Here is an 11,463-nt window from a genome sequence, read left to right as displayed (position 1 = left end):
CGCTTTCGATGGCGCCAAGATCGTGCTGCAGCCGATCACCGACGTCGCGCACCTGATCCATGGGCCTCTCGGCTGTGAGGGCAATTCCTGGGACAACCGCGGATCGGCTTCCTCAGGTCCAACGCTCTGGCGCACCAGTTTCACGACCGACCTCACTGAAACCGAAGTGGTGATGGGGCACGGCGAGCGGAAACTTTTTAAAGCAATCCGCGAGATCAAGGAGGCCTATGCTCCACCGGCGATTTTCGTCTATTCGACCTGTGTGACAGCATTGATCGGCGACGACATCGAGGCCGTCTGCAAGCGGGCCGCGGAAAAATTCGGCCTTCCGGTGGTGCCGGTCAACGCACCGGGCTTTGCCGGCTCCAAGAACCTTGGCAATAAGCTCGCCGGTGAAGCGTTGCTCGATCATGTGATCGGCAGCGTAGAGCCGAACGACGTGACCGCCTACGACATCAATATCATTGGTGAGTTCAACCTATCCGGCGAGTTTTGGCTGGTAAAGCCGCTTCTTGACCGGCTGGGGATCAGAGTAAGGGCCTGCATTCCAGGAGACGCCCGATATCTTGACATTGCTTCTGCGCATCGCGCCAAGGCGTCCATGTTGGTGTGCTCGACAGCACTCATCAACCTCGCCCGCAAAATGGAGGAGCTCTGGGATATCCCGTTCTTCGAAGGCTCCTTTTACGGAATTACCGACACCTCGGAAGCACTCAGACAGATCGCCAAGCTGCTCGTGATGCAGGGGGCGGATCCCGAAATCCTCGAGCGCACCGAGGCATTGATCGCGGAGGAGGAGGCGATTGCCTGGATGAAACTCGCAGCATATCGACCAAGGCTTGAAGGCAAGCGCGTGTTGCTCAACACCGGCGGCGTCAAGTCCTGGTCGGTTGTCCATGCGCTGATGGAGGTGGGCATCGAGATCGTGGGCACCTCGGTCAAGAAATCCACGCCTGAAGACAAGGAACGTATCAAGCAACTCCTGAAAGACGAAAAACACCTGTTCGAGTCGATGGCGCCGCGCGAGCTTTATAACATGCTCGCCGACGGTAAAGCCGACATCATGTTGTCTGGCGGGCGCACGCAATTCATCGCGCTGAAGGCCAAGACACCTTGGCTCGATATCAACCAGGAACGCCACCACCCCTATGCCGGCTATGACGGCATGGTGGAGCTCGTTCGCCAGATCGATCTTGCTATTCACAATCCGATCTGGATGGAGGTGCGGGAGCCGGCACCGTGGGAATGCCAGCATGCGGTGGAAGAAGAACTGACGAATACCAAGAGCGAGAACGAGACTGGGTACGTCTTGCAAAACTTTGTCGGCGCGGTCGCCGGCAGCTTCGGCAAGCGTTGAGGAAAGCCGATGGTTCAAGTCTTTCCCCAGACCAAATCAGCTGCGGTCAATCCGCTGAAATCGTCGCAGCCGCTCGGCGCCGCGCTCGCCTTTCTTGGCGTCGAGCGTGCCGTGCCGCTGTTCCACGGCAGCCAGGGCTGCACCAGCTTGGCGCTGGTACTTTTAGTCCGGCACTTTAAGGAAGCCATTCCCTTGCAGACAACGGCATTGGACGCAGTGGCGACCATTCTTGGCGGCGCAGGCAATCTGGAAGAGGCGATCCTAAATCTCAAGAGGCGCGCAAAACCCAAGCTGATCGGAATTTGCACGACAGCCCTGGTGGAAACCCGCGGCGAAGATTTCGCAGGCGATCTCGCCAACATCAAGCGGGATCGTGCCGATGAGCTCGCGGGTACGGAGGTTGTGCTGGCGAATACCCCGGATTTCGAGGGAGCGATCGAAGAGGGATGGGCGAAGGCCGTCATCTCTATGGTCGAGCGCATCACCACTCCAGGCGAGCAGAGCCGCCACCAAAAGAAGATTGCGATCCTACCAGGATGGCATCTGACAGTCGCTGACATCGAGCTTCTGCGCGAAACGGTCGAAAGCTTCGGTCTGAAGCCGGTGATCCTGCCGGACATTTCCGGCTCTCTCGACGGCACGGTGCCCGGCGATCGTTGGGTTCCGACCACCTATGGCGGTACTCCCGTCGACGAGATACAAGAGCTTGGCACGGCGGCGCAATGTATCGCGATCGGCGAGCATATGCGCCGCCCCGCAGAGCTACTGCGGACCCGGACGGGAGTCCCTTACGCATTGTTCCAGTCGCTGACAGGATTGAAACGAGCCGACCGGTTCGTCTCGTTTCTTTCTGAGATTTCTGGTGCGCCGGTGCCAGCAAACATCCGCCGTCGCCGAGCACAGCTGCAGGACGCCCTGCTCGACGGACATTTCCATTTCGGAGGCAAGAAAATCGCAATTGCTGTGGAGCCGGACCAGCTCTACCAATTCGCTACCTTCTTCACCGGCATGGGCGCCGAAATCGCGGCAGCGGTCACCACGACCGGCACCTCAAAAATACTCGCGGAAATGCCGGCCGAATCGCTCCAGGTCGGTGATCTTGGCGATCTCGAAGAACTTGCCGTCGGCGCTGATCTTCTCGTCACGCATTCGCATGGACGACAAGCGGCGGAGCGCCTTGGGATTCCGCTCATGCGGGTGGGCTTCCCGATATACGACCGACTCGGCAGCCAGCATAAGCTCACAAGTCTCTATCAGGGAACGCGCGACCTGATCTTCGATGTTTCCAACATCTTCCAGGCCAATCAGCGCGCGCCGTGTCCTGGATCGCTTGATCCCTCCCGCAAAGGAGAACTGCCTAGATGATCGCCGCTCGTCGCCTTTCCCTCGTCCCTGACGGGGTTCACTCGTCAGCTCCAAAACGGAAGGCTGGCGCGTTGCGCGTCGCAATCGCCACTCAAGATATGAAATCTCTCGACGCCCATTTCGGATCGGCAAAACGTTTCGTCGTCTATGATGTGAGTCCCGACGACTGGAAACTGGTGGAAGTCCTGGACTTCGAAGACGTTTCCGACCAGAGCGGAAAGCATCGGAACGAGGACGTCGATCGTATTAACCCGAAGGTGAAGGCGTTGGAAGGTTGTCACTTATTGTTCTGTCTGGCGATCGGTGGGCCATCGGCAGCCCGAGTTGTTTCGGCCAAAATCCACCCAATTAAAGTATCCGATCCTCAACTGATCGAAGATGTTTTGTCGCGAACTCGGGCGATGCTCAGGACTACTCCGCCACCCTGGTTACGCAAGGTGCTAACCGAAGCAGGCGCCATTGAAAAGAAGCCTTTCGATGAGGAGGACTAAGAAATGGGTACATTGACAGGAAGTACGGATGGCCCTGCTGTCAACGAGGATGGGGATCTCGCCACCCCTTTTCTCAGATGCCTGATAAGGCTCATTCGCGCTCAGGATGCCCATGGGGCGTGGGAAGGCAAATCGGACACTGACCTGCTGGCCGACTTCATCCTCACCAAGGAGCAGCGCCGTAAGATCCCGATCATAGGCGATCCGGATCCGTATGTGCTGTGGAGGCTACAGAACTTTTACAGTTGCGTGGGGCTTGTGATCGAAGAGTGCACAGGCCTGTTGGCATCGCCGATCATGACGATCGGCCATGAGGGCTTCGGCCGCTTGCTTTTCACGACTGGACGGTTGGTCGTTCTGTCGAAGACCCTGCGCGATGTCCACCGGTTCGGCTTTGAGACGCTAGGCAAGCTCGCCGCGACCGGCACGAAAATGGTCGATGACGCTATTGAAGTTATCGAAACCTATCCCGACGTGGCGCGGGCATCATGAAATCAATTTTCGAGGAAAGAGATCATGTCAGACATTGTGGAGCAGCTGAAGAAGGTCCGCAAGCTGCAGTCCCGCGCCGCCGCTGCCAAAATCTCAGCATTTGCAATGGCCAGAACGAGAGTTCGATGGTGAGCTCACTGGCATGATCATGGCTCTCAACCACGCGGCGGTTGCCGCCTGAAGAACTGCCAGACTCTCGTTGCCGCAGACGACATTGCTGCGCAATCTCGCGAACAAATCAGGAGAACGGTGTTGCGTTTCACAATCTTTTGCGGCCTCCTGCTGCTCGTCGTCTGGGCGAAGGCACTAACGAGTTACTTCGTCTGGCATTCCATCCACGAAGTCATCGTTGCAATGGTGGCTAGTTTGTTGCTTCTTCAGTGGGCGTATATCGCAAGCCTGCTCTTTTCCATCTGGCAATCCAGCCGTAATTACAGGAGTCGCCAAAGGGCTCGACGATCCGATCATCGCTAGACTAGAACGTGGTGTCAGCCACAGCCTATCATGAGGGCGAAAACCTCGGCGTTCTTTGGAACGCCTCTCATCAAATCAGATCCAACCATGAGTCAACGGAATTCGAACCTGCCGGATGACGTGGATGCGTCGAGAGCCCTATCGCCGCGCAAGCTCTGCAACCTCGGCCGTGCCATGATGACGTGTAACAGGTGGCCTGCTCATGCCCTATCTGTGGTGGCTCCGACTTCATTCGCGGCGGCGAGACCGTCAGCGAAGTGCTGGACTATGTTCATGCTTCCTTCCGTGTCGTGCATCATGTCCAGCCCCGCTTTACCTGCAAAGCAAAATTGGCCCTTGTTTAGATAGTCGAGGCCGCACTGCCAGAACACAGCGAGGCGATTTTGTCTTGTGGCCAGGTATGTGAAAGACGCTCATGCGAGCCCACTGGACAGGAGAGGTCAGCATTTGAATTTAAAAAGGTACCTTGATCCAAAAGTGGATGTGCTCGCTTCAGTAGCTGAATTGGATGGTCTGTACCGCGTCCAGAGGACCATAAAGAAACGTAAGTTATAAGGCTGAGCCTATGAATTTCATGAGAACGGAGCAGGGGCTTCTCTGCGTTTCAATTGCCGTTACCATCCTCCTTGCCTGCATCGGCATTTTGTTCGGGATCATTTCAGGTTCGTTCGCAATCATATTCGATGGTGTCTACGCATTGACGGACGCTGCTATGACTGTCGTAGCTCTGCTTGTTACAAAGCTCATCGCGTCATCCGAAGCGCCCTCCAGCAAAGGAAAACTTATCGAGCATTTCACGATGGGGTTCTGGCATCTTGAGCCCATAGTCTTGGCTCTCAACGGCATTCTCATAACCGGGTCGGCTGTTTACGCACTTGTCAACGCAATCGGCAGCATTTTGCATGGGGGACGTCCGCTCAACTTTAGTCAAGCGATCGTCTACTCCGTCGTAACACTCGGTGTGACAGCCACCATGGGGGTTATTGGTGATCGAGCTAATCGTAAGATCAAATCTGATTTCGTTGCCCTGGATACGAAAGCTTGGCTGATGTCCGCCGGGCTAACGATCGGGTTACTCGTCGCGTTTGCCATCGGATATTTCATTCAGGGGTCTTCTTACGAATGGATCTCGCCGTTTATTGACCCGGTCGCGCTGGCATTAATCTGCATTGTGATCATTCCCATTCCGGCGGGCACGGTTCGGCGAGCGCTCGCCGACATACTGCTTGTTACGCCATTAGATCTCAAACAACAAGTTGACGCGGTCGCCAAAACAATCATCGAACGACATGGATTCATATCCCACCGGGCTTATGTGGCCCGGGTCGGCCGAGGCCGGCAAATCGAGCTACATTTCGTTGTCTCAGAGGACCTCCCGGCGAGGAAATTGCAGGAATGGGATAAGATCCGTGACGAAATCGGGCTCGCGATTGGTAACGAGGGTCCGAGTCGTCGGCTCACCATCGCCTTTACAACCGATCCTGAGTGGGCGGATTAGGATTTTGAACCGAATTTGGAGCCCTGTATCGCAGGCATTCCATAGCGGGCGTGATCCTCGAACCGGATGCATAGCTCGGCGTTTTTTCCAGCCACCATGCGTCAATTTGTAAGCGACAAGCCGTGGCCGTTCAGGCGGCGTAGTTCCATGGCATGAGCGCGTCGATTTCACTGCTGGGCCATCCATTCGCAAGGCGCTCAAGCGTCTGGGTCAACCAAGCTTGCGGATCGACTGCATTCATCTTTGCCGTTTGCAGGAGCGTCGCGATGGTCGCCCAAGTCCGGCCGCCACCGTCGCTTCCAGCGAATAGACTATTTTTTCTCGTGATCGCTTGGGGTCTGATTGCTCGCTCGACTATGTTGGAGTCGAGTTCGATGCGGCCGTCGGTCAGGAAGCGCTCGAAGATGTCTCGACGCGAGATGGCATACCGCAGAGCTTCGGCGAGTTTGGATTTTCCAGAGACCCGTGGCAGGGTCGCCTGCCAGAGAGTGAAGAGGTCACGGACGATCGCTGCGGAGATCTCCTGGCGTGCAGCGACACGAGCTTCAGGGCTTTGGCCGCGCACACGCTCCTCGATCTCCCATAACCTCGCCATACGCTCGACGGTGTCTGTAGCGACCTTCGAGCTCTTTGCGACATGCAACTCGTAGAACTTTCTCCGGCTGTGCGACCAACAGCCGGCCAGGATGGCGCTGTCATTGCCTCCATCTTTCCGGACGAGCTTGTTATAAGCGGCATATCCGTCGACCTGCAGGATTCCACGATAGCCGCTCAGGTGTCGTGCGACACACTCGGTGGCTCGACTGTCCTCGAAGCGATAGGCTACCATCGGTGGACCGCTGCCCCCAAAAGTCCGGTCATCCCTGGCATACGCCCATAGCCATGCCGTCTTCGCTGATCCGGAACCAGGTGCAAGTGTGGGCAAGGTCGTTTCGTCGGCAAAGATCCGTTCGGCCTTCTTGATCTCATCGAGGATGTAGTCGGCGAGGATATTGAGCTCGAACCCCAGCTTGCCCATCCATTGAGCCATCAGCTTGCGGTCGAGTTCGACCTTGTCGCGTGCGTAGATGGCTTCCTGGCGATAGAGTGGCAGCCCGTCGGCATATTTGGAAACGGCGATCTGGGCCAGAAGTGCTTCCGTTGGAATGCCACCTTCGATGATATGTGCCGGAGCCGCCGCCTGGACGACACCATCCTCGTTCCTAAAGGCATACTTCGGCCGACGGGTGACGATGACACGGAACTTCGCTGCCACGACATCCAGCCGCTCGGAGACGTCTTCTCCAATCAGGATTTTGGTCTTACCTGCATGTTCTGGAAGCTCTTCCGGTTCGATCACGACCTCGACGCGCTCAAGATGAGGCGCAAAGCCCTTGCGTGGCCGCGGAGCGCGTTTGCTGTCCGCGCTACCGCGGCCTTTCGTGACCTGAGCCTTGATCGTCGCAATGCCGGTCTCGATCTCTTCGAAGACAAAGGCGTGCTGCTCGTCATCGACGGTGGATGATGCAAGCCTTTCCGAGCGTCGGCCAAATCGGGCGCGATCGAAAGCCTTCAGGATCTGCGTCAGCCGCTCGATGCGCTCATCGGCGTCCGCGTTGCGGGCCTCTAGATCGTCAACCTGCTTCTCCAAAGCCTCGACGCGGGCTGCTTTTGCGGCCATGGCAAGAACCATGGCTTTGAGAGCCTCTACATCATCCGGGAGCTCAATCTCGGGCCGCGTCATGGGTATGATCAGAGCATATTTTGCCGCGCTCCGCCCATGCTTTCAGGGACCTGATTCACTTCGCCGCAGCGGTTTTACCCAACAATCTCGGGAGGCTTCACCGGCGTGGATCGAACCCGCTTCCAGTCCATTCCGTCGACTAAAGCCAGAAGCTGGGCATGATTGAGCTGGACGCGATGATGGCCGATCCGGGGCCAGCAGAACTGGGCTTTTTCCAGCCGCTTCGCATAGAGGCAAACGCCGGAGCCATCCCACCACACGATCTTGACTCGGTCTGCTCTCTTGGCCCGAAAGACATAAAGTGCACCGTTGAACGGATCACTGCCAGCATCCCGTACCAGCGAAAGCAAGCTGTCCGGCCCCTTTCGGAAGTCGATGGGATGGCTCGCAAGAAAGACCTTCACGCCGGACGGGATCATGCCGACCGCACCGCTCGGATCACCCGCTGCAGGTGTGCTTCGCCGATATCTGCGTCGGCCCGGATAACGACGTCGCCGATGATAAGCTCGATCATCGCACGTGTGCCAATCGTCCCAGTCTCCGTCTGACCAGCCCGATTTGCGAGGTAGATCGTTGTCCGTCACGAGCATCACGACGCCAGCCAAATAGCTGCGAGGGATGTATGCCGATGCGATGCGCAATGGCTGAGACGCTTGCGCCGGGCTCCATTGCCTCAGCCACAGCCCGCGCTTTAAAATCATCGGACCAGCGGCGCCGAAATTGCCGTGGGGCGCCCTCAAGCCGTTCCGGAACAGCCTCGATCATATGGAAGTTTCTAGTTCCAGAGCTAGGCGCAGACATAGAAGCTCACAGTTTGTGAATCGTCTGTCCGCAATACAGCGGCCAACGCTACTGACGCCAGATGGGGTCAGCTTGTCGCTTACGTCAATTTCACGGTTCGTACCAATCTTCGATCAATGCGGCCAGTTTCGATGCCGTAGTTTTCCGTTATGCCTCCAGGCGCGATACTCGATTCAGCGAATAGGGTTGGCTGAACCCAGATCGCGCCTTTGCGTTCAAGCTCCACAGGCGGTTTCGCCGTCTTGATCTTGTTGAGATCCTGCCGGAGGCCGATTGTCTCGCGTTCTTTGAAACGAGCGACGCCTATGTCCTTGTACTGGCTCAGGAGGGCGCGGCCCAGCTGCCCAGGTTCCGATAGATGTCATCGCGCAGCTGTCGGACCTGTCGATTGAGCTCACCAAATTGCGCAGGCGTATGGTCGGAAATTTCCAGAAGAGCGTCGCCCAGGCAGCCAGCTCGCGACCTCAGCTCCGGCCCGCGTAACCCGCCGGGTGATGCTGCGGGCGGCAAGGGTCATCAGCGACTATGGTTCCGCGAACGCGACGAGGCGCCCGCGGATAGCCGTCGGCAACATGAAGTCGCCTCGTAGGTCAGACCTTGTGCAGAAAATCGACCACGCCGGTATCGAGATCATAATAGGCGGGCACGATCTTCACCTTGCCTTCCTCGACCAGGCGAGAAACAATCGCACTTTCGGTGAGGATGCGCTCGGCGCCGTTGAAGGCATTGGCATGGACGGTCTTGTCGACAAAATTGTCGCCGCGATCGGTCTCCGCCAAAGCCACGGGCAGGATCGGCTGGGTCATCTTGCCGATTGAGCCATCGAGCTTGGTGCCCTTGGACACGACCTCGCAGGCGGCGGAGACCGCCCCGCAACGCTTGTGGCCCATGACGACGATCAGCGGCGCATGCAGATGTTCGGTGCCATATTCGATCGTGCCGAGCACATCGGTGTCGACCACGTTTCCGGCATTGCGGGCGACGAAGAGTTCGCCGAGCGTCACCCCGCCGAATACAAGTTCCGGCACGACACGGCTGTCGGAACAGGTCAGCACGATCGCCCAAGGTGCCTGGCTCTTGGCGACGTCCTGCCGGCGCTTGGAAATATTGGCGGCGCAGGCTTCCGTGTCGGTGACGAATTTCTTGTTGCCTTCCTGGAGTTTTGCCAGTGCTTCATCCGGCAGGAGGGCGGGAGCGTTCGAGGCGAATGCCGGCATGGTCATGTCAAAGCCTGCAGTCATGACGGCCACGCCTCCGATGCCGGCAAATTTCAGCAGGGAGCGACGGCTGAGTGGGGAGGAATTGCATTCAAAGCACATGGTATCGGTCCTTTTGCAATATCCGGGATGGCTGCGGAGAAATGGCACCTGCTCCAAGTCATGTCCGGCAATTCTCCGGGAATCGGAGAATGGCCGATTGGTTATGCCTTGATATGGCACTCATCAAGCGGAATTTTGACGCATCGGAGGAGCTAAGCCAATCCTGGAGTATTGCCCCGGCCGTACGGTAGATCAACCCGGCCCTGACGGGTTCTGGCGAGGGATGCTCATGCGCGGCATATTGGGTTGCAAGGGACCCTTTGGGCGCTGCCTTCTGCTTCTTTAGTGGCTCCGCTGCCGCCGGCGGGATCGCATTCATTAACTCACTCGGGAACCTAGGAGCATTTGTGGGGCCGTTCGTTATAGGGTATCTCCGTAGTCAGCCCGGAGGTTTTTCTACAGGCCTATACGCTTTGGCAATCATGGGCCTAGCCGCGACAGTCATGTTGATTTTCCTCCTGCGCCTCCTGCGCCAAACTTGATAGAAACAACCAGATGTTCTTGTGTTTGTTGTCACGTGAGCCGAGCCGGTTAGGTGCACAACGAGATGCGGCTCGGGTCCGCGAGGAACCAACAGCAAGAGCTCGCAAAATTCCTCAGCGTCACCGGCCGCCGTCTTCGCACCCAAGGCCGAACCCGGCAATGCCGCTCATGTCGGCGCACCGATGCCGGGCGCCATCTCGCGCGTCTTTATGTCGCCCGGACAGGCGATCAATGCCGACGATGTGCTGGTGTCGACCGAAGCGATGAAGGTGGAAACGGCAATTCACGCCGAGGAGAACGGCACGATCGCCGAAGTTCTCGTCAAAGCCGGCGACCAGATCGATGCCAAGGACCTGCTTGTAACTATCGCGGCCGGTTCAGCGTAAAGTTCCATAACGTTGATTATGCTATTTGGTGCTGTAGGCGCAAAGTTGAAGTGTCCTGTTTCTGCAAAGTTGGAATGTCACTCTCCCCGCGTTTGATGGCGCGGGAGACAAGCGGATGGGACTGATTGCGATGAGCGAGCGTGACCTGCAGCGGATCGAGGTTTTGTCGAAGGTTGCCGACGGGCGGATGACGATGGTGTCGGCGTCGCATGTGCTTGCTCTCAGCGAGCGCCAGGTGCGGCGGCTGTTGGATCGCATCAGAACGACCGGTGCGGCATCGATCCGCCACAAGGCGATCGGCCGGCCGTCGAACAACCGGATCAGCGATGGTGTTCGCGATTATGCGGTGACGCTGGTTCGTGAACGTTATGCGGATTTCGGTCCGACGCTGGCGGCCGAGAAGCTTGCCGAGCGCGATGGCTTGCGTGTGTCGCGCGAGACGTTGCGCGGCTGGATGACGCAGGCCGGATTGTGGCTGTCACGCAAGCAGCGGCGGACGTTTCATCAACCGCGGTTGCGGCGCGAAGCCTATGGCGATCTGGTACAGATCGACGGGTCCGAGCATCGCTGGTTCGAAGATCGTGGAGATCCGTGCTCGCTGTTGGTGTTCGTCGATGATGCGACGGGCCGGTTGATGCAGCTGCGCTTCGTGCGCTCGGAAAGCGCCTTCAGCTATTTCGACGCACTTGAGCTTTATCTGAAGCAGCACGGGGCGCCGATCGCCTTTTATTCCGACAAGCACTCGGTGTTCCGGGTGACGAAGAAGGATGCCAAGGGTGGCCAGGGCATGACCCAGTTCGGGCGGGCACTCTCGGAGCTAAATATCGAGATTCTCTGTGCAAACTCCAGCCAGGCCAAAGGCCGTGTCGAGCGGATGAACCGGACGCTGCAGGGTAAGCGGCAAGCTGAGACCGTTCAGCGCGCGTAATTCCACGGCATGAGTGCATCGAGATCGCTGCTCGACCAGCCGTTGGCGATCCGCTCAAGTGTTTGGGTGAGCCAAGCCTGCGGGTCCACGTTGTTCATCTTCGCCGTCTGAAGGAGCGTGGCGATAGTCGCCCAGGTCCTTCCACC

11 protein-coding genes and 2 pseudogenes are annotated in these 11,463 nt (G+C 57.8%); 8 read left to right on the top strand and 5 right to left on the bottom strand.

Features of this window, described 5'->3' with window-relative positions:
• From nifE to MOV76_RS35925, 6 genes are all read left to right on the top strand, one after another.
• On the top strand, positions 1–1,357 hold a 1,357-nt coding region (gene nifE, locus MOV76_RS35950), incomplete at its 5' end, for a nitrogenase iron-molybdenum cofactor biosynthesis protein NifE (RefSeq protein ID WP_184321396.1).
• A 9-nt stretch (positions 1,358–1,366) separates the two neighbouring features.
• Entirely contained in the window at positions 1,367–2,722 is a 1,356-nt protein-coding gene (gene nifN, locus MOV76_RS35945; RefSeq protein WP_012489543.1) for a nitrogenase iron-molybdenum cofactor biosynthesis protein NifN, read from the top strand.
• Positions 2,719–3,213 carry a nitrogen fixation protein NifX gene (gene nifX, locus MOV76_RS35940; protein ID WP_008536565.1) on the top strand — a complete coding sequence of 165 codons (495 nt, stop codon included), beginning with the start codon at positions 2,719–2,721 and terminating at the stop codon, positions 3,211–3,213. The genes nifN and nifX overlap by 4 nt, the downstream gene beginning before the upstream one ends.
• 3 nt (positions 3,214–3,216) lie before the next feature.
• The gene (locus MOV76_RS35935) at positions 3,217–3,705 is read left to right on the top strand and encodes a NifX-associated nitrogen fixation protein (RefSeq protein WP_097601812.1); all 489 of its coding nucleotides are present in this window, start codon (positions 3,217–3,219) and stop codon (positions 3,703–3,705) included.
• 665 nt (positions 3,706–4,370) lie between these two features.
• Complete coding sequence (locus MOV76_RS40195; protein ID WP_196411598.1) at positions 4,371–4,523, top strand: IS66 family transposase zinc-finger binding domain-containing protein; 153 nt, start codon at positions 4,371–4,373, stop codon at positions 4,521–4,523.
• Positions 4,524–4,744: 221 nt separating this feature from the next.
• Positions 4,745–5,677 (top strand): cation diffusion facilitator family transporter, encoded by a 933-nt coding sequence (locus tag MOV76_RS35925; protein WP_012489540.1) that lies wholly within the window; start codon positions 4,745–4,747, stop codon positions 5,675–5,677.
• A 130-nt stretch (positions 5,678–5,807) separates the two neighbouring features.
• Here MOV76_RS35925 and MOV76_RS35920 read toward each other — a convergent pair whose 3' ends face one another.
• From MOV76_RS35920 to MOV76_RS35910, 4 genes are all read right to left on the bottom strand, one after another.
• Positions 5,808–7,400 carry an IS66-like element ISRle3 family transposase gene (locus MOV76_RS35920; RefSeq protein ID WP_016737534.1) on the bottom strand — a complete coding sequence of 531 codons (1,593 nt, stop codon included), beginning with the start codon at positions 7,398–7,400 and terminating at the stop codon, positions 5,808–5,810.
• Positions 7,401–7,474: 74 nt separating this feature from the next.
• Positions 7,475–7,819 (bottom strand): IS66 family insertion sequence element accessory protein TnpB, encoded by a 345-nt coding sequence (tnpB, locus tag MOV76_RS35915; protein WP_003592504.1) that lies wholly within the window; start codon positions 7,817–7,819, stop codon positions 7,475–7,477.
• A gap of 91 nt (positions 7,820–7,910) precedes the next feature.
• Positions 7,911–8,069 (bottom strand): transposase, encoded by a 159-nt coding sequence (locus MOV76_RS40400; RefSeq protein ID WP_408988008.1) that lies wholly within the window; start codon positions 8,067–8,069, stop codon positions 7,911–7,913.
• 722 nt (positions 8,070–8,791) lie between these two features.
• A complete protein-coding gene (locus MOV76_RS35910; protein ID WP_029532496.1) occupies positions 8,792–9,520 on the bottom strand; it encodes a carbonic anhydrase in 729 nt (242 codons plus the stop codon).
• A gap of 620 nt (positions 9,521–10,140) precedes the next feature.
• On the opposite strand from MOV76_RS35910, the pseudogene MOV76_RS35905 reads away from it, so the two are divergent.
• A pseudogene (locus MOV76_RS35905) lies at positions 10,141–10,389 on the top strand (biotin/lipoyl-containing protein); the annotation flags it as partial.
• 115 nt (positions 10,390–10,504) lie between these two features.
• Positions 10,505–11,287 (top strand): annotated as a pseudogene (locus MOV76_RS35900) (ISNCY family transposase); the annotation flags it as partial.
• A 17-nt stretch (positions 11,288–11,304) separates the two neighbouring features.
• Here the strand turns inward: MOV76_RS35900 and MOV76_RS35895 are convergent.
• A partial coding sequence (locus tag MOV76_RS35895) for a transposase domain-containing protein (protein ID WP_258719886.1) occupies positions 11,305–11,463 on the bottom strand: 159 nt, incomplete at its 5' end.

The sequence above is a fragment of the Rhizobium sp. PRIMUS64 genome, from assembly GCF_023006465.1.
GTDB lineage: Bacteria > Pseudomonadota > Alphaproteobacteria > Rhizobiales > Rhizobiaceae > Rhizobium > Rhizobium leguminosarum.
Note: the sequence above shows the minus strand (reverse complement) of the source record. Positions and strands in the feature narration are given on the sequence as shown.

Bases quoted from the DNA above. Each gene is read 5' to 3' on its own strand.
- MOV76_RS35920 (WP_016737534.1), bottom strand. From the start codon at position 7,400: ATGACGCGGCCCGAGATTGAGCTCCCGGATGATGTAGAGGCTCTCAAA.
- MOV76_RS40400 (WP_408988008.1), bottom strand. From the start codon at position 8,069: ATGGAGCCCGGCGCAAGCGTCTCAGCCATTGCGCATCGCATCGGCATA.
- MOV76_RS35935 (WP_097601812.1), top strand. From the start codon at position 3,217: ATGGGTACATTGACAGGAAGTACGGATGGCCCTGCTGTCAACGAGGAT.
- MOV76_RS35925 (WP_012489540.1), top strand. From the start codon at position 4,745: ATGAATTTCATGAGAACGGAGCAGGGGCTTCTCTGCGTTTCAATTGCC.
- nifN (WP_012489543.1), top strand. From the start codon at position 1,367: ATGGTTCAAGTCTTTCCCCAGACCAAATCAGCTGCGGTCAATCCGCTG.
- MOV76_RS35910 (WP_029532496.1), bottom strand. From the start codon at position 9,520: ATGTGCTTTGAATGCAATTCCTCCCCACTCAGCCGTCGCTCCCTGCTG.
- tnpB (WP_003592504.1), bottom strand. From the start codon at position 7,819: ATGATCCCGTCCGGCGTGAAGGTCTTTCTTGCGAGCCATCCCATCGAC.
- nifX (WP_008536565.1), top strand. From the start codon at position 2,719: ATGATCGCCGCTCGTCGCCTTTCCCTCGTCCCTGACGGGGTTCACTCG.